The sequence below is a fragment of the Paraburkholderia sp. genome (genome assembly GCF_036488795.1).
GTDB lineage: Bacteria > Pseudomonadota > Gammaproteobacteria > Burkholderiales > Burkholderiaceae > Paraburkholderia.
On sequence record NZ_DASXHA010000047.1, the window covers coordinates 1 to 16,769 of the forward strand.

Here is a 16,769-nt window from a genome sequence, read left to right on the forward strand (position 1 = left end):
TTAACGCGTCCGCCGATGAAGGCATGTGGCAGCCGCCGCAACTTCCCAGCCTCGCGCCTCAACTTCAACAACGCGGACTGGCGCTCGATCCCAAACAACTCGCTACCCTGAAATCATGGCCGCTCGATGCGGTGGTGAGCCTTGGCTTCTGTACGGCATCATTCGTTTCGCCAGATGGCTTGATCGTCACGAACCATCACTGCGGATACGGCGCACTGCAATACAACTCCACGCCGAAGAAGAACCTGATCAACGACGGTTTTCTGGCGCATACGCAAAGCGAAGAACTGCCGGCCACGCCGTCGCAACGCGTCTATGTAACCGAGCAGATCAGCGACGTCACGGACCAGATCAACGCCGCACTCAAGCCGGGCATGGACGGCTATGCGCGCTTTGTCGCCATTGACGAGGCGAAGAAACGCCTCGTACAAGGCTGCGAGCAGCCTGGTTATCGTTGCGACGTGTACACCTTTAGCGGCGGCTACGATTACCAGCTGATCCGGCAGAAAGAACTGCGCGACGTGCGTCTCGTATACGCGCCGCCGCTTTCAATCGGCAAATACGGCGGTGATATCGACAACTGGATGTGGCCGCGTCACACCGGCGACTTCAGTTTCCTGCGCGCTTACGTGGCGAAGGACGGCAGCTCGGCCTCGTATTCGAAGGACAACGTGCCCTATCGTCCCACGCATTGGCTCACGATCAATCCCGAAGGTGTGCGCGCCGGCGACTTCGTGATGGTCGCAGGCTATCCGGGTCGCACCGATCGTCACCGCACGGCCGACGAAATGCAAAATGCCATCGACTGGCAATATCCCACCCAGATTGCCGTGTTCAAGGACCTGCTGGCGATGGTCGACACCGCGAGCAGGAAGAACCCGGAAGTCGGCGTGAAATACGCCAACCTCGTGGCGGGCCTGAACAATGCGATGAAGTTCTATCAGGGCAACCTCGACGGCCTCACGCACAGCAACGCCCTTGCAACCAAACGCGCCGAGGAAGCCGCGCTCGACCAATGGCTCGCGCAACAAAAGCCAGGCGGCGCGATCGATGGCCCGGCATTGACGGCACAGGTCACGAAATTGCGCCAGCTCGTCGATACCCATCTGAAACAGCGTGAACGCATCCTCGTACTGCAGATGCTGCAACAAGGCGGTCTCTTCAAGACGTCTTATCAGATCGTGCGTCTTGCACAGGAAAAGCAGAAGCCCGATCTGGAACGTGAAGAAGGCTTCCAGCAGCGCGATGAAATCCGCCTGCTCGGCCAGCAACAGGCGCTCGATCGCTCGTTCGATGCCGGCGTCGACCAGCAGATGCTCGTCTATATGCTGCAGCGCTACGTGAAGCTGCCGTCCGATCAGCGCCTGCCCGCGCTCGATCATTGGCTCGACGGCGCGAACGACGAGGCCGCACTGACGCAGAAAGCGGCGACGCTTTATGCCGGCACCACGCTCACCGACAGCAAGGCACGCGTTGCGTTGCTATCGGCCACACCTGCACAGCTCGACGCGAGCAAGGATGCGTGGATCGTCCTGATGCGCAACCTGATGCCGGATCTGATCGCTTACGAGCACCAGCAAAAGGCGTATGACGGCGACGAATCAGCCGCGCGTGCGGGTTACATGTCGGCGCTGGTGGCGTACAACGCTGCACGCGGTCTGCCGGTCTATCACGACGCGAACAGCTCGCTGCGTGTCACGTTCGGCACGGTGCAGGGCTATAAGCCGCGTGATGCAGTCGAGTACACGCCGTTCACGACCGTCAACGGTATCCTCGAGAAGAACACCGGCGTCGAGCCGTTCAATGCTCCGACCGCCGAGCTGGCCGCGATTCGCGCCAAGGCATTCGACGGTATTGCCTCGCCGGTCAGCGGCACGCTGCCGGTCGACTTCCTTGCGAACCTCGATATCACCGGCGGCAACTCCGGCTCGCCGGCCATGGACCGCAACGGCAAACTGGTTGGCCTCGCGTTCGACGGCAACTGGGAAGGCGTGAGCTCGGGCTGGCTGTTCAATCCCGACGAAACGCGCTCGATCCAGCTCGACGTGCGTTACATGCTGTGGGTCATGCATCACCTCGACCACGCGGATAATCTGCTGAAGGAAATGCAGGTACAGATCGCGCAGTAATCGTCCTGAGGTTGAATCCGGTGCATCGCCTGAACACGATGCACCGGCTTTACACACGTCTCTTGCGCGCACGCCGCCTCAACCGCCCCGCCCTGTTATCGCCAATACTAGTAATATCAATTGCCAGATGCCGCACTCCATTCATGCCACATTGAACCGTTAGGCAGAACGTGCGCGACATCGCTGCACCTGTGGCCGATCATAGAGGGCGCTGCAGACAGACGCGCCCTCTATAGCGGCCGACATTCACTTTTTTGGCTATTTCATACATGGAAAAACGGGCTCTTATCATTGGCGCCAGCGGCATTGTCGGCAGCAATCTCGCAGATCGGTTGCTCTCTACCGGATGGAGCGTCACCGGAGTGTCACGCGGACGCACGGCAGTGACGCCTGGCATCGAATCGATTACCGCGGACCTCACTTCCGCGCAATCGGTCAACGCCGCGCTGAGCGGCAAGTCATTCAGCCATGTGTTCGTCACCGCGTGGGCACGCCAGGCCACGGAGCAAGAGAACATTCGCGTCAATGGCGGCATGGTGCGCCACGTGCTGGACGCGGTCGGCCCCTCCGGCACCGTGGCGCATACCGCCCTCGTCACGGGACTGAAGCACTACCTCGGACCGTTCGAAGCGTACGCAAAGGGAGAAGTACCCGTCACGCCGTTTCGCGAGGAACAGGGCCGCCTGGTTGTCGAGAACTTCTATTACGAGCAGGAAGACCGGCTATTTGAAGCCGCACAACGCTATGGCTTCAGCTGGAGCGTGCACCGGCCGCATACCATCATTGGCTTCGCGATCGGCAATGCAATGAACATGGGCCTGACGCTCGCCGTCTACGCAACCCTGTGCAAACATACCGGCCAGCCGTTCATCTTCCCCGGTTCGCGGGCGCAATGGGAAAGCCTCACGGATATGACCGACGCGCGGCTATTGGCGCGACAACTCGAATGGGCTGCAACCTCCCCTGGCGGCCGCAATGAAGCGTTCAACACAGTGAATGGCGATGTGTTTCGCTGGAAGTGGATGTGGTCGAAACTCGCCGAATACTTCAATGTTGAAGCGGTGCCCTTCGATAGCGACACGCGTCCTCTGGAAGGCCGCATGCAACACGCCGACGTCGCATGGCGTGAAATTGCAGCGCGCTTCAGTCTCAAGGAAAACGATCTCGGCAAACTCGCGTCATGGTGGCATACGGATGCCGATCTCGGGCGCCCCATGGAAGTGCTTACGGACATGACGAAGAGCCGCAAGGCGGGCTTCCTCGATTATCAAAGCACGCCCGACGCATTCGTCGAATTGTTCGAGCGGCTCAAGGCAGAGCAGATCATTCCGCAATGACGTGACGCGGCGTTCGCGTCATCAATCGGACACGGGTGACGGGCATGGATAAACCTTTCCGAGCGCCCGCCACCCTCATTTCTTTCAATTTCCCCACTGCACGAGGCATACAGGGCAAAGCTTCCGCCCTGCTGTGCCTCGTGCGTCATTTTGTCACCGCGGCTAAACTGCAGGGAAGCCGCCTGGATTCATTCAAGGAGGCATTGATATATTCCCCACAGGAGACCCGGTCTCACATGAAGAACATAACAATTCGCCAACTAAAGACTTTCGAAAGTGTTGCGCGAAATTTGAGCTTTTCTCGCGCGGCTGAAGATCTGCATCTGACTCAGCCTGCTGTCTCCATGCAAATCAAGCAGATGGAAGACCAGGCGGGCCTGCCGTTGTTCAGTCATGTCGGCAAGCGCATTGCGCTGACCGAAGCGGGCAAGCTGATGTTGCGTCACAGCATGGTGATTCTTGCGGATCTGAAAGCTGCCGAGCAATCCTTCGCCACCCTCAGGACCGGCACTGCCCAGCGTCTGCGCGTGGGCCTCATTACATCAGGCAGTTATTTTTTTCCGCATCTGATCAGTGCGTTCATGCAGGGAAAAACGGGACTCGATCTGGATATGACGGTGCGCAGCCGCGATCAGCTGATTACCTTGCTGCGCAGCGACCAGATCGATCTCGCGGTCATGGTGCAGGCACCAAACGATCCCGCGATCGTCGCCGAAGCGTTCGCGCCTCATCCTTTCGTGCTCGTATCCTCGCCGACTCACCCGCTTGCCTACGAACACGACATTCCGTATTCACGCATTGCGCACGAATGTCTGATCGTAAGAGAGAGCGGCACCGACACCCGCAGTGCCGCCAATGAAACCTTCAGCAATCACGACTCCATGCCCCGTTTCATGGAGATCGGCTGCGCCGAAGCGATCAAGCAGTCGGTGATGGCCGGCATGGGTATCAGCTTTCTTTCCGCGCAGACCGTTCAGTCGGAAGTACGCGCCGGCTTGCTAAAAGTATTGGACGTACAGGGCTTTCCGCTCAGGCGCCACTGGTGCGTGGTCCATCGCGCGGACCGGCATCTGCCGCCGGCGGCCCTCGATTTCCGGCAGTTCCTTCTCGCCGAGGGTGGTGCGCGGCTCGAGCACTTCACGGGTATCGACAAGGTACATACGGGCATGGGTCTTCAGCGTAGCGAACACGCTGCTCTGGAAACACGGACGATTACCGCCAATAGCGCGAGCCTCGAGGCCGCGCTGCGCACGCGCGCGCTGTTACGAGACGATGGCCTGCCAGATGAGCATCACGTTCAGGGCCAGAATCACGGTGGTGGCGACGACGGCCGTGCCGATCAGCTTCCGGCACGCGGTAAATCGACCCATCACTGAACGGCGCGACGACAACACCACGAGCGCAACCAGCGGGATCGGCAGGATGATGCTCAGCACGATCTGACTGTCCACCATTGCGCTCATCGGATTGCACGTCATACAGACGATCACGGCGGGCACCATCGTAATCAGGCGCCGGACCATCACCGGCGTCTTGAAACCGACGAAGCCCTGCATGATCGATTGACCTGCCATCGTGCCGACCACCGAGCTGGAGATACCCGAGGCGAGCAGCGAAACGAGAAACAGCGCGGCCGCACCGGTACCCAGCACGGGGGTCAGTGTGTGATAGGCGGCCGTGATATCGGCGATGCCAGGCGCATTCTTGCTGAATACAGAAGCGGACATGGCCACCATCGCAAGATTCACGAAGCCCGCAAAACCCAGCGCAATCATCACTTCGCGATTCGAAAACCGCACCAGCTTGCGCCGCTGATAATCGTTGCGCGCCGGTGCGCGATTTTGCGTCAGACCGGAGTGCAGATAAATGGTGTGCGGCATGATGGTTGCGCCGACAATGCCCACGGCGAGCATCAGCGCGTCGTTGCCATGCAGATGCGGCACGAAGGTGTGGAAAATCGCAGCGTGCCAGTCCGGCGGCGCAATGAAGAGTTCGCACAGATAGCTCAGGCCGATGACGGTGATGAGCGCGGCAATCACGATTTCAAGCGGACGGAAGCCCTTTTTGTCGAGCGACAGAATGCCAATGGTGATGATCCCGGTGATCAGCAACCCCCAGCCTATGGCCAGATGAAACAGCAGCGAGATGCCCATCGCGGCACCCATGAACTCGGCCAGATCAGTGGCCATCGCGGCGAGTTCCGAGGCGATCCACATGCCGATCACAAGCGGCTTCGAAAACTCATCGCGGCAGACTTCTGCGAGACTGCGGCCCGTGACGATGCCGAGCTTGGCTGACATCGCCTGAAACAGCATCGCCACTAAAGACGACAGCAACACCACCCACAGCAATTCATAACCGTAGGTAGAACCGGCCTGGATGTTGGTGGCGAAGTTGCCCGGGTCCATGTAGCCCACCGAGGCGATCACCGCGGGCCCCGCGAACGGCAGCAGCGCGCGCAGGCCACGACGCTTGTTGTCGAGGGCATCGCGCATGGCCGTCACGGTGTCGGTCGTGGACTCGCCGGACAGGGCGTAGCTGGCGGTTCGTTTAATTGCCATCAACATGATGAGCGCCTCTTCTCAATGCTGCGGGATGTCGATACGGCTCGACTGCTGCCGCCCCGCCATCACTGCGGAACAGCATTGCATCCTGATCGGGCGCCGTGCAGCAGGTTCAGGCCGAACCTGCGTGCACGCGGCGCCACGCTTACTGCACGACCACTGCGCTTAGGCGAGCACGTCGCGGCGCTGCTTCAGGTTGTGGATCGCGTCGAGGGTTTCGTCGTCGACCCGCAGATGCTCCCTGAGCAGTTGGCGCGGCACGTTGGCCAGCCACTGCGACAGGGTCACTTCCGAGAAGTGGTCCGACTTGAAAATCTCGAGGAACACGAGGTCGTCCTTACCGGTGTTCTTGATGTAGTGGCCGAGGTTCTTCTCGACGTAGCCCACATCACCCGGGTTGAAGTCGACGGTTTGCGCCGCCGGTCCCGTGTTGAACACCGTCATGCGGCCCGTGCCCTTGATGAAGTACTGCCATTCATCGTTGTCCGGGTGCCAGTGCAACTCACGCAGACCACCCGGCTTCACCGTCACGAGTGCCGCTGCCACGGTCTTCGAAATCGGGAAATTACGGCTATCGACAATGCGCACTTCGCCGCCCGCGCTGGAGATGGTCGGCGCCATCGAACCCATACGGAAGATGAACGGATGATCCGGACGGCCTTCCGGCGACGCGCAGTATGCCTGGTCTGCAGCCAGCGGGCCCGCCTTGGCGCCCTGATAGATCCACAGCTGTTCGAGCGGGATTTCCTTGAACTTTTCAGCCGGTACACCGAAGTTCTGCGCCAGGATTTCAGGCGGCGTATGCGCCAGCCAGTCCGACACCATCAGCGTGTTGAATTCGCCGGCCGCGCCGTTGTCGAAAGCCAGCACGAATTCGCCGCCGTTGTCGCCCAGACCTTGCAGCGAGTGCGGCAGACCCGGCGGGAAATACCAGATGTCGCCGGTCTGCACATCAGCCACTTCAGCGCGGCCCTTGGTGTCGATGGTCGTGATACGCACTTCGCCGCTGACCATGATGGCCCACTCGGCCTGCTGGTGCCAGTGCAGTTCGCGCACACCGCCCGGTCCGAGGCGCATGTTCACACCGGCGATGTCCTTCGACACCGGGAACGCCTTGGTGGTGACCTCACGCGCCCAGCCGCCTGCCTGAATGCGCTTGTGCGCTTCATTGAACGAAGCCCACGGAATCGGCATGCCGCCCACGTCGGTCGCGGGCGGATTGTTGAACGACGGCAGCACGTCACGCAGTTGCGGATTCTGCGGACCCGGTTCGGAAATCGCAGCAGGCGTCGAATTGATGGCGCCTTGCGCAGGACTATCCGGGTTGCCGAACTCGGCAGCCTTGGCCGCCGCCGCCGCGCCTAGAGCCACAGCACCTGCAGCCGCGCCGGCCAGCACACTGCGACGTTTCATATCGGTCATGCTTTCTTCTCCTAACTATATTTGTTGACGATTTCCTGGCAGTCAGCGTGAACATCTGTACAACGCAGGATGTAGGTCGGAACCGGCGAGGTTCTGTGCTGCAGTGAGCCGTCGCTCAACGTGAACGTCTGAACGGCTCACTGCAGGATCGGGACATCGCCAGCCGCTCCGTGCCGCAAATACTAAGAACCCGCGCCCCAAATTAACAATCAGGATTTATTGAAGAAGTCATAAGCACGTTTGATACATCGTCAGAGCAAATGCACTTACGATCTGCGCACGCGCTGGTTCGCCGAATCGGTGGCTGAATTCAAAACATACGAAAGGAGTGTGACCATGGGTAGCCTTAGCATTACTCACTGGCTGATCGTTCTGGTAATCGTCGCGCTGGTGTTCGGCACGAAGAAGATCCGCAACCTCGGATCAGACCTGGGTGGCGCCATCAAGGGCTTCAAGGAAGGCATGCAGGAAAGCGAGGCGGCTGCACCCGAGGCCACCGCGCAACCGGTTTCCGCTAACGCGACGGTCGACGCACAAACCCGCCGTCCCGTTTCACAGCAATAAGCCGTACACGCCGCTTTCAGAGCAACAATCCGGAGACTCAGCTGCCATGTTTGACTTCGACATTTCCAAAATGGCCGTCATCGGCACGGTCGCGCTCGTGGTGCTCGGACCCGAGCGGCTTCCGCGTGTCGCGCGTACCGCAGGCACCCTGTTGGGGCGCGCACAGCGTTACATCAGCAACGTGCAGGCGGAAGTCGACCAGCAGATCAGAATGGACGACCTGCGCAAGATCAAGGACGGAGTCGAACAGGCCGCTGCTGATGTGCAGCGCAGCATCGACCGTACCGTGCGCCAGCAGGCGGGTGAATTGCAAGCGGGTGTGGATGCCGCGGCGGCCAGCGTGAGAGAGGTGTTGCCCGCCACTTATCTGCCTTCTATCCACGAAAGCGCGGGTGATTTGCAGACGGAATTGTTCAAGGTACGGCCTGCGCCGTTGCAGGCTTCCACGCAGGCGAGTGCCGCGCTCGCTTCGCCTCGCCTGGATGGGGATGTGGTCGCCCCCATGGCATCCGGCGTTGCGGGTCAGGCACGCACCAGGGCGAATTGGCGCGGTAACGCATCAGCGGGCCGGCGTGGCCCGCTCAAACGCAGCCGCATTGTTTCGATGGCGGCCAGCAAGGCGCTGGGGCGCGATGCGGGCCGCCTTGCGTGAGGTGCGAAGCATGACCGGTGACGTGTGGCATGTGACGTGTAACGTGTAACGGGTCAGGCAAGACCCTTCAACACGAGCCGCGCTTCCAGGCCGCCTTCGGGCCGGTTATGCAGCGACAGCGCAGCATCCATTGCAAGCGCGAGTTGCCGCGCAATGGCGAGCCCCAGGCCGGTGCCGCCGGTGTGACGGTTGCGTGAGCCTTCGAGCCGGTAGAACGGCTCGAAGACCGCTTCCAGAGACTCCGCGGGAATGCCCGGTCCGCGGTCGAGCACCGAGATCGTCACCTGCCCGGCCGGCGACGCGGCAACCGCAATCTCGGCCGCGCCGCTGAACTTCAGCGCGTTGTCGACCAGATTGCCGACGATCCGGCGCAGCGCCTGGGGACGCGTCACCAGCGCCGCGCCGATACGGCCCTGCAGCGCGATCTCTTTGCCGGCATCGACGTAATCGAACACGAGGCTATCGAGCAATGCGTCCGGATCGATCCGGCACGGCACTTCCGTGGCGCCGTGCATGGTGCGCGCGTACGTGACGCCCTCCTTGACCATCGTTTCCATTTCCCGCAGATCCTGCTGCAGTTTGGCGCCCTGCGCGCTATCGTCCATCACGTCGATGCGTAAACGCATGCGGGTAATCGGCGTTTGCAGATCGTGCGAAATCGCCGCGAGAATCTGCAGACGCTCGGTCATGTACATCTTGATGCGGTCCTGCATCGCGTTGAAGGCGCGTGCCGCGCGGGCCACTTCGTCCGGGCCGTCCTCCGGCAGACGCTCGGCCCGCAGATCGGGACCCAGCGTATCGGCTGCACGCGCCAGTTGACTCAACGGCCGCGTCGCCAGCCGCACGGCAAGCCAGCAGCAGGCGGCGAGCACGGCCAGTTGCAACAGCAGCACCACGGGCAGCCAGCGCGACAGCGGCGCGCCCGGCATCGGGCGATAGTCGATCGTGAGCGGTGTGCCGTCGCTCAGCTGCAAATGGACCTGCAGGCGGTCCGGCTCGCCGGGCACGGCATTCGCCGTCAGCGGATAGCGCTTGCCGATGCCGGCGGCGATGGAGCGTGCCACCCGCGCCGAGAGTTCGACATCCGGTGGCGCGCCGGTGACGCCCGGGCCCAGCGTGAAGGTATAGGTACGCCGGGCGAGGCGCGGCAACCATGCAGCGCGCTCCGCCGCCGGCAGATGATCGAGCAGCGCAACGGAGCTCGTCACCTCGCGTTCGATGTAGCCCATCATCACGTTGTTCATGGTCTGATCGCGCTCGGTCATGGTGAGCCAGACCGACAAGGTCTGCGCCACCGCAAGCCCGACGATAAAGACCAGCGCGAGCCTGGCGTACAGCGTGCGCGGCCCGCGCAGCAGTGCATTCAGCTTCATTGGTCGCCTTCGATGACGCTCACCGCTGCCGAGAACACATAACCTTCGCTGCGCAGCGTCTTGATGTAACGCGGTTCGCGCGCGGTGTCCTGCAGGCGCTGACGCAGGCGGCTCACCAGCAGGTCGATCGAGCGGTCGAACGCATCGGCCTGGCGCCCCTGGGTCAGATTGAGCAGTTGATCGCGCGTGAGCACGCGTTGCGGATGATCGAGGAATACGCGCAGTAGCCGGTATTCCGCGCCGCTCAGCGCCACCATCGTCCCTTCGGCGTCGAGCAGATGCCGCGCTGTGGTGTCGAGCCGCCAGTCGCCGAAGGCGAGCATCTGCGCGGTTTCCGTCACCTGCATGCCGGGGGGCAGCATGCGGGCACGGCGCAACACGGAGCGAATCCGCGCCAGCAGCTCGCGCACCGCGAACGGCTTGGCGAGGTAGTCGTCGGCGCCCATTTCCAGCCCGACAATCCGGTCCGCCTCCTCGCTGCGCGCAGTCAGCATCAGCACCGGCACCGTGCGGTGCTTGCCGGCGCGCAGTTCGCGGCACAACACGAGGCCGTCTTCGCCGGGCATCATCAGATCCAGCACGATCAGATCGGGTACGCCCTGCTCCAGAGCGGCGCGCATCTGCCGGCCGTTGGCGGCCAGCGAAACGCGCATGCCGTTCTTCTCCAGATACGTGGCGAGCAGTTCGCGAATGCCGCGGTCGTCGTCGACGATGAGAACGTGGTCGGTGCTTTCCATCAAGAGATCAATCCTTCCGGGGTTTAACGCGCACGCGTGACACGTTGACCAGCTCACAGTGCACGGGATGCGCCATTTCCGCAGCCAGTCCGCCCGTCAGGAAGACGAGAATCGCCAGGAGCTGTCTCATGCGTCCTCCACGACCGACAGGCTGGCGCCGTTGGCCACACCGGCCTCCAGCGTATACGGATCGATGCCTTCCAGGCAACCGATGTTGACCCGCCAGAGCTGCGGATCCTTGCGCGTCTGGTGAAACGGATAGATCCCGCAATGCTTGCAGAAATAGTGTTTCGCCGTGCGCGTGTTGAACTGATAGAGCGTCAACGCCTGCTCGCCTTGCTGGATTTTCAGGTCCCCGGCAGTGAATGTCGGACTCATCAGCGCGCCCTTGCGGCGGCACAAGCTGCAGTTGCAGCGCGTAGCCGGGGTAACGGCGGTACGGACTTCGAATTTGACGGTCCCGCAGTGACAGGATCCTTGCAGCAGTTCGGTGTTCATGCAGCGCTCCGCGATGGTGGAATAGCTGCTTTATAGCCCAGCCCGCCTGGCCGTTTGTATCCCAATGTATCCGGGCTTCGTCCCGACACAAAACATTGCACCCACGCGGTCCGGACGACACAAACCAGATACCGGCAGGCGTTCCAATAGCGTCACACCGGGCAACCGGACGCCAGCAGGCGCAGCCGGCCTCGAAGGTTCACAGGCTTTGCCCCGAGCGTCGCGTTGTTTGCGCTGATGCTGGGCCACCCGTGGCAATATCCACGTCACGATCAAGGTGGTCTGAGACGCGGCTGGCCTTGATTCCGGAGTTAGCCGCTCAAATCACGAACATCCTTCGATAATCTGGAGATAAAAATATGGTCGATCGCATCGATCAAAGCCGCCGCAAATTTACCGGCAGTGTCGCTGCCACGCTCGCCATGGCAGGCGTCGCCGCCGGCGCGGCACTGCTCGACACGAGCGCCGGCGCCGCCACCCAGGACACTGCGCCGGCACGCGGCGTGGGTAAGGCGTCCTTCGAACAGCTCAAGCAGATCCACGCCGGCCAGCTCGATGTCGGCTATTTCGAGCTGGGCCCGGCCAACGGGCCCGCGGTCCTGCTGCTGCACGGCTTCCCCTACGACGTGCATAGCTATGTCGAAGTCGCGCCGTTGCTCGCCGCACGCGGCTGCCACGTGATCGTGCCGTATCTGCGCGGCCACGGCACCACGCGCTTTCTTAACAACGACGAACCCCGCTCGGGTCAGCAGGGCGCGATCGGTGCCGACGTGATCGCCCTGCTGGACGCGCTCAAGCTGCCCCGCGCCACGCTCGCCGGTTATGACTGGGGCGGCCGCGCCGCCTGCGTCGCCGCAGCGCTGTGGCCGGAGCGCTGCAACGGCCTCGTGTCGGTGAACAGCTATCTGATCCAGGACATCGCTCATGCGGACTTGCCGTTGCCGGCCAAGGTCGAATGGGGTCTGTGGTATCAGCACTACTTCCAGACCGAGCGCGGCCGGGCCGGCTTGCGCGCCAACCGGCGCGATCTTGCCCACATCCTGTGGAAGAACAACTCGCCGACCTGGGCCTTCGACGACACCACCTTCGAGCGCAGCGCCGCCGCCTTCGATAATCCGGACTACGTCGACGTGGTGATCCATTCGTACCGGCACCGCATGGGTCTCGCAGACGGTTTTCCGCGCTATGCCGAGATCGAGCGGCGCCTTGCTGCGCTACCCGTGATCGACGTGCCGACCATCACGCTCGACGGCGATGCCGACGGCGTCGTGCCGGCCACCGACGGCAAATCGAGCGCAGCCCATTTCACACACCGTCAGCACCGGATCGTGCGCGGAGCGGGTCACAATCTGCCGCAGGAAGCCCCGGACGCGTTTGCCGATGCAGTGTGGGAGCTCGCTTCGACGGCTAAAGGATCGGCGGCAGCCGCTTGATTGACGATTTTCACGCTGTGACGTGAAATGCAATCGGGCAATAAAAAGGCCTTCCAGATGGAAGGCCTTTTGACTTGCGATGAACTCCGACACGGCCCGGCTTCTCGAGTGCCGCCGGACCGTATTGCGCCGGCCGTGCTTACCGTGCTTACTTTGCTTCCAGTTGCTCGATTGCCGTGGCAACGCCCGCACCGTAAGCGGGATCCGCCTTCGTGCAGTGTTCGATGTGCAATTGCTGGACCGGCTTCGACACCCCGTTCAGGGCGCGCGCCGTGTTGTCGAACAGAGTCTGTTGCTGCGCCGGCGTCATCAGGCGGAACAACTCGCCCGGCTGCGAGTAGTAGTCGTCGTCGACACGGTGATTCCAGTGATCCGCCGAGCCGTCAATCGACAAAGGCGGCTCGCGGAAGTCGGGCTGCTCCTGCCATTCGCCCCGCGTATTCGGCTCATACGGCGTCGCGCCACCCATATTGGCGTCGACGCGCATCAGCCCGTCACGGTGATAGCTGTGCACGTACTTCGCACCGCGCGGCGAATTCACCGGAATCTGGTGGAAGTTGACGCTCAGGCGATAGCGCTGCGCGTCGCCATACGAGAACAGCCGGCCTTGCAACATCTTGTCGGGCGAGAAGCTGATGCCCGGCACCACGTTGGCGGGCGCGAAAGCGGCCTGCTCGACGTCGGCGAAATGATTGTCCGCGTTGCGGTTCAGTTCCACGACGCCGACTTCGATCAGCGGGTAGTCGCGCTTCGGCCAAACCTTGGTCAGATCGAACGGATTGATCGGATAGCTGCCCGCTTCCTTCTCGGGCATGACCTGCACGTACAGGGTCCAGCGCGGAAACTCGTTGCGTTCGATGGCTTCGTACAGGTCGCGATGATGCGTCTCGCGATCACGCCCAACCAGTGCTTCGGCTTCCGCATCCGTCAGGTTTTCAATGCCCTGTTGCGAGCGGAAATGGAACTTCACCCAGAAACGTTCGTTGGCGGCATTGATGAAGCTGAAAGTGTGGCTGCCGAAGCCGTGCATGTGGCGGAACGTCCTCGGAATCCCGCGATCGCTCATGACAATCGTGACCTGATGCAGCGCTTCGGGAAGCTGCGTCCAGAAGTCCCAGTTGCTCTCCGCACTGCGCAGGCCCGTGCGCGGATCGCGCTTGATCGCGTGATTCAGGTCCGGAAACTTGAGCGGGTCACGCAGGAAAAACACCGGCGTGTTGTTGCCCACCAGATCCCAGTTGCCTTCATCCGTATAGAACTTCAATGCAAAGCCGCGGATGTCGCGCTCGGCGTCCGCCGCGCCGCGCTCGCCTGCCACGGTCGAAAAGCGCGCGAACATCTCGGTCTTCTTGCCGACCTCGGAAAAGATCGCGGCACGCGTGTATTGCGTGATGTCGTGCGTAACCGTGAAGGTGCCGAATGCGCCGGAACCTTTCGCGTGCATGCGACGTTCAGGAATCACTTCACGGTCGAAGTGGGCCATTTTCTCGAGAAACCATACGTCTTCGAGCAGTGCCGGGCCTCGTGGGCCGGCTGTGCGAATGTTCTGGTTGTCGACGACGGGTGCGCCGAAAACGGTAGTCAGCTTTTTCATGAAAGATCCTCTAGGTACGCAATACCGCAATGGCGGTCGTTCAGTTGCTCTTGGCCGCCGCATCCGTGCCGCAGCCGCAGCCCGCATGGTCGGTATGGCCGGCCTTGCTGTCGTCCCAGGCGGAACCCAGGATGATCTGACAGAAGTTCAGGCGCTTGTACGACGGGTCGCGCAGTTCGAGCACGTCCGCCTTGACGTTGCCGAAGGTCGTTTCGGGCTTTTTGATCGTGCCTTGCGCGAAGGCGTCGATGATGCCGTTCTTGAACGTCTCTTCACGCGGATGTGCCGCCACCACCTGAATCCGCTGTTCGTCGCTGAACTCGTGGTAGGCCATGCCGAGCACGTCCATCTCGACCCCGGCGGTCACGAGCGCAACCACCGGCTTCAGATGTTCAGGCACGCCCGGCGTCGTATGCAGCGCAATCGACAACCACACCTGTTCGATGTCGTAGTCGTTCATGCCGTGCTGGGTCATGAAATCACGCGCGGCGTTGGCGCCGTCCACTTCGAAGCGGAAACCTTCGCTGCTATACGCCGGCATCAGGCCCATGTCATGGAACATGGCGCCGAGGTACAGCAGTTCCGGGTCGTACTTCAGGCCCTTGCGTTCGCCGCTCAGCGCGCCGAACAGGAAAACCCGCCGCGAGTGGTTGTACAGCAGGTCGGTTTCGGTATCGCGTACCAGCTGGGTGGCCGCGCGTGCAATTGCGCTGTCGGGTATCTTGATGCCTGCGATTGTCGTGCTCATTTCGATTCCTCACTGGGTTGGTAGACGACGCCCTGTCGGCGCAACCGGTTGGCCGCTTTAAGAACGAGTGTCGATGGCAACGAGTATTGTTTGGCAGCCGAGGTTGAACAACCGGTATGAAACGTTCAATCCTGCCAACCGCGCGCGATTTGCGGCCACGCCCGCGCCGTGGGCTTTTCCGTGTACTGTTGCGATTGATCTTGCGTAATCGTCAGACGACGACTCAAGGGTTTTCGCTGCCCTAATCACCAGGAGACATGCCATGCCACGCACCATCGCCGAAAAACGCGCCGCCTTTCGCGCGCTGCACGCTTCGGGTTGCTTCGTATTGCCCAATCCATGGGATGCCGGCAGCGCCCGCTATCTGCAGACGCTCGGCTTCAAGGCCCTGGCGACGACCAGTTCGGGCTTCGCCTGGTCTGTGGCACACGCCGACAACACCCTGCCGCGCGAGGCGATCCTGGCTCATCTGCGTGCTCTCGTCGAGGCAACCGACCTGCCGGTCAACGCGGACTTCGAGAGTGGCTTCGGAGACGATCCAGACGGCGTCGCCGAAAGCGTCGGGCTGGCGGTCGGGACCGGCGTGGCCGGTTTGTCGATCGAGGACTCCACGGGCAATGCGGCCGCGCCGCTGTTTCCCATCGAGCTCGCCGTGGAACGCATGAAAGCGGCGCGCCGCGCAATCGACGCAAGTGGCGGCGATACCCTGCTGGTCGGCCGCGCCGAGAATTTCGTGGCGGGCGTGCCCGTCCTGGATGACGCGATCGCCCGCCTCAAGGCCTATGCGGCGGCGGGTGCCGACTGCCTGTATGCGCCCGGCATACAAACGCGCGAACAGATCGAAGCGGTCGTCGCCGCGGTCGCGCCAAAGCCCGTCAATCTGCTGATCGGATCCACTTCGACGCTGACGCTGCAAGACGTCGCCGCGCTCGGCGTGCGGCGCATCAGTGTGGGTGGCGCACTCGCCCGCACCGCATGGGGTGGCTTCATGCACGCCGCGCAAGCGCTGGCCGATGGGCGCTTTGATGGCTTCACAGGCGCCGCGCCTGGCTCGCAGCTCAATGAACTGTTTCGCGATCACGCATAAGGCGTGACGCACGACGCGCAACGCAGGACCACAGGCCCCGTTGCGCGCTTTTCTCTCATGTTCTGCCGGCTCAAGTCCTTCTATCACCTAAGGCATATAGGCTAGGCCGCGCGCCAAAGCCATACTGGCTTCAACCCGCCGCCCGGCTGCCGGGTTCTGCTGGAGCAGCCTGACCAGAGCATCGAAGTCAGGCGTTCGCGGTGAGTCATTTAATTCGTTATACAAACTAACTACCTTGTTTTTATTTTCGCGTTCTGGCACGCGGATGTGTGCTCGCACGCTTTTCCCAGGGTCTGCGCAACGGGAGATTGCGCCGATATTATCGAAAGGAGATTCTCATGAAAACTGCACTGCTCGCCATGGGCGGCTTACTCTGCATGTGCGCCTGGCAAGCCAATGCCAACGCAGACGACACCAACGCCAATCCCACGCCCACCGCCCAGGAAACCGCGATCAACTCGGAAGGCCCGACTACTGGGGCGAATTCCATGTCCGGCGGCCCCGCCGCGCTTCATGCAAAGACCCGCGAGGAGGTCTATCAGGAGCTGGTGCGCTCACAGCACGACGGCGAGGCGGCGCGAATCCAGGAACTGTATCGCGGCAACTGAGCTTCGCGTAGCACCGCCTTGAA

The 16,769-nt window shown here is 62.0% G+C and carries 16 protein-coding genes; 8 read left to right on the forward strand and 8 right to left on the reverse strand.

Going from position 1 to position 16,769, the window contains the following annotated elements:
- The 3 genes from VGH41_RS05575 to VGH41_RS05585 form a co-directional block, all read left to right on the forward strand.
- Positions 1-2,129: S46 family peptidase (locus tag VGH41_RS05575; RefSeq protein ID WP_331596350.1), on the forward strand; the 2,129-nt coding region annotated here is incomplete at its 5' end.
- A 269-nt stretch (positions 2,130-2,398) separates the two neighbouring features.
- Complete coding sequence (locus VGH41_RS05580) at positions 2,399-3,466, forward strand: SDR family oxidoreductase (protein ID WP_331596351.1); 1,068 nt, start codon at positions 2,399-2,401, stop codon at positions 3,464-3,466.
- A 44-nt stretch (positions 3,467-3,510) separates the two neighbouring features.
- Positions 3,511-4,842 carry a LysR substrate-binding domain-containing protein gene (locus tag VGH41_RS05585; protein ID WP_331596352.1) on the forward strand — a complete coding sequence of 444 codons (1,332 nt, stop codon included), beginning with the start codon at positions 3,511-3,513 and terminating at the stop codon, positions 4,840-4,842.
- Here VGH41_RS05585 and VGH41_RS05590 read toward each other — a convergent pair.
- On the reverse strand, positions 4,729-6,033 hold the full coding sequence (locus VGH41_RS05590; RefSeq protein WP_331596353.1) for an Nramp family divalent metal transporter: 1,305 nt from the start codon (positions 6,031-6,033) through the stop codon (positions 4,729-4,731). The genes VGH41_RS05585 and VGH41_RS05590 overlap by 114 nt on opposite strands.
- Positions 6,034-6,195: 162 nt before the next feature.
- Positions 6,196-7,452, reverse strand: coding sequence for a cupin domain-containing protein (locus VGH41_RS05595; RefSeq protein WP_331596354.1), 1,257 nt, complete (start codon positions 7,450-7,452; stop codon positions 6,196-6,198).
- A gap of 336 nt (positions 7,453-7,788) precedes the next feature.
- Here VGH41_RS05595 and tatA point away from each other — a divergent pair, with 336 nt between their 5' ends.
- Together tatA and tatB are read left to right on the forward strand one after the other, a co-directional pair.
- Entirely contained in the window at positions 7,789-8,016 is a 228-nt protein-coding gene (gene tatA, locus VGH41_RS05600) for a Sec-independent protein translocase subunit TatA (RefSeq protein ID WP_414696609.1), read from the forward strand.
- A 46-nt stretch (positions 8,017-8,062) separates the two neighbouring features.
- Positions 8,063-8,668: a Sec-independent protein translocase protein TatB gene (gene tatB / locus VGH41_RS05605; protein ID WP_331596355.1), complete on the forward strand. Its 606-nt coding sequence runs from the start codon at positions 8,063-8,065 to the stop codon at positions 8,666-8,668.
- A 53-nt stretch (positions 8,669-8,721) separates the two neighbouring features.
- On the opposite strand, the gene VGH41_RS05610 is transcribed toward tatB, so the two are convergent.
- The 4 genes from VGH41_RS05610 to VGH41_RS05625 are packed head-to-tail and all read right to left on the reverse strand — an operon-like array spanning position 8,722 to position 11,276.
- Positions 8,722-10,041, reverse strand: coding sequence for a HAMP domain-containing sensor histidine kinase (locus VGH41_RS05610; RefSeq protein WP_331596356.1), 1,320 nt, complete (start codon positions 10,039-10,041; stop codon positions 8,722-8,724).
- Positions 10,038-10,778, reverse strand: coding sequence for a response regulator (locus VGH41_RS05615; protein WP_331596357.1), 741 nt, complete (start codon positions 10,776-10,778; stop codon positions 10,038-10,040). Before VGH41_RS05615 ends, VGH41_RS05610 begins: the two co-directional genes overlap by 4 nt.
- 7 nt (positions 10,779-10,785) lie before the next feature.
- Positions 10,786-10,908, reverse strand: coding sequence for a hypothetical protein (locus tag VGH41_RS05620; protein ID WP_331596358.1), 123 nt, complete (start codon positions 10,906-10,908; stop codon positions 10,786-10,788).
- Complete coding sequence (locus VGH41_RS05625) at positions 10,905-11,276, reverse strand: GFA family protein (protein WP_331596359.1); 372 nt, start codon at positions 11,274-11,276, stop codon at positions 10,905-10,907. Before VGH41_RS05625 ends, VGH41_RS05620 begins: the two co-directional genes overlap by 4 nt.
- Before the next feature lie 359 nt (positions 11,277-11,635).
- On the opposite strand from VGH41_RS05625, the gene VGH41_RS05630 reads away from it, so the two are divergent.
- Positions 11,636-12,709 carry an alpha/beta hydrolase gene (locus VGH41_RS05630; protein WP_331596360.1) on the forward strand — a complete coding sequence of 358 codons (1,074 nt, stop codon included), beginning with the start codon at positions 11,636-11,638 and terminating at the stop codon, positions 12,707-12,709.
- A gap of 148 nt (positions 12,710-12,857) precedes the next feature.
- Here the strand turns inward: VGH41_RS05630 and VGH41_RS05635 are convergent, their stop codons facing one another.
- Together VGH41_RS05635 and VGH41_RS05640 are read right to left on the reverse strand one after the other, a co-directional pair.
- The gene (locus tag VGH41_RS05635; protein WP_331596361.1) at positions 12,858-14,303 is read right to left on the reverse strand and encodes a catalase; all 1,446 of its coding nucleotides are present in this window, start codon (positions 14,301-14,303) and stop codon (positions 12,858-12,860) included.
- Positions 14,304-14,343: 40 nt separating this feature from the next.
- Positions 14,344-15,051: an HD domain-containing protein gene (locus tag VGH41_RS05640; RefSeq protein ID WP_331596362.1), complete on the reverse strand. Its 708-nt coding sequence runs from the start codon at positions 15,049-15,051 to the stop codon at positions 14,344-14,346.
- Between the two features lie 262 nt (positions 15,052-15,313).
- Between VGH41_RS05640 and VGH41_RS05645 the strand changes: the two genes are divergently transcribed.
- Both VGH41_RS05645 and VGH41_RS05650 read left to right on the forward strand, forming a co-directional pair.
- A complete protein-coding gene (locus tag VGH41_RS05645) occupies positions 15,314-16,138 on the forward strand; it encodes an isocitrate lyase/phosphoenolpyruvate mutase family protein (protein ID WP_331596363.1) in 825 nt (274 codons plus the stop codon).
- 338 nt (positions 16,139-16,476) lie between these two features.
- Positions 16,477-16,746: a hypothetical protein gene (locus VGH41_RS05650; protein WP_331596364.1), complete on the forward strand. Its 270-nt coding sequence runs from the start codon at positions 16,477-16,479 to the stop codon at positions 16,744-16,746.
- Positions 16,747-16,769 lie beyond the last annotated feature (23 nt).

Excerpts from the sequence above, each read along its gene's own strand:
- VGH41_RS05580 (WP_331596351.1), top strand. The coding sequence starts at position 2,399 with ATGGAAAAACGGGCTCTTATCATTGGCGCCAGCGGCATTGTCGGCAGC.
- VGH41_RS05585 (WP_331596352.1), top strand. The coding sequence starts at position 3,511 with ATGGATAAACCTTTCCGAGCGCCCGCCACCCTCATTTCTTTCAATTTC.
- VGH41_RS05590 (WP_331596353.1), bottom strand. The coding sequence starts at position 6,033 with ATGTTGATGGCAATTAAACGAACCGCCAGCTACGCCCTGTCCGGCGAG.
- VGH41_RS05595 (WP_331596354.1), bottom strand. The coding sequence starts at position 7,452 with ATGACCGATATGAAACGTCGCAGTGTGCTGGCCGGCGCGGCTGCAGGT.
- tatA (WP_414696609.1), top strand. The coding sequence starts at position 7,789 with ATGGGTAGCCTTAGCATTACTCACTGGCTGATCGTTCTGGTAATCGTC.
- tatB (WP_331596355.1), top strand. The coding sequence starts at position 8,063 with ATGTTTGACTTCGACATTTCCAAAATGGCCGTCATCGGCACGGTCGCG.
- VGH41_RS05610 (WP_331596356.1), bottom strand. The coding sequence starts at position 10,041 with ATGAAGCTGAATGCACTGCTGCGCGGGCCGCGCACGCTGTACGCCAGG.
- VGH41_RS05615 (WP_331596357.1), bottom strand. The coding sequence starts at position 10,778 with ATGGAAAGCACCGACCACGTTCTCATCGTCGACGACGACCGCGGCATT.
- VGH41_RS05620 (WP_331596358.1), bottom strand. The coding sequence starts at position 10,908 with ATGAGACAGCTCCTGGCGATTCTCGTCTTCCTGACGGGCGGACTGGCT.
- VGH41_RS05625 (WP_331596359.1), bottom strand. The coding sequence starts at position 11,276 with ATGAACACCGAACTGCTGCAAGGATCCTGTCACTGCGGGACCGTCAAA.
- VGH41_RS05630 (WP_331596360.1), top strand. The coding sequence starts at position 11,636 with ATGGTCGATCGCATCGATCAAAGCCGCCGCAAATTTACCGGCAGTGTC.
- VGH41_RS05635 (WP_331596361.1), bottom strand. The coding sequence starts at position 14,303 with ATGAAAAAGCTGACTACCGTTTTCGGCGCACCCGTCGTCGACAACCAG.
- VGH41_RS05640 (WP_331596362.1), bottom strand. The coding sequence starts at position 15,051 with ATGAGCACGACAATCGCAGGCATCAAGATACCCGACAGCGCAATTGCA.
- VGH41_RS05645 (WP_331596363.1), top strand. The coding sequence starts at position 15,314 with ATGCCACGCACCATCGCCGAAAAACGCGCCGCCTTTCGCGCGCTGCAC.
- VGH41_RS05650 (WP_331596364.1), top strand. The coding sequence starts at position 16,477 with ATGAAAACTGCACTGCTCGCCATGGGCGGCTTACTCTGCATGTGCGCC.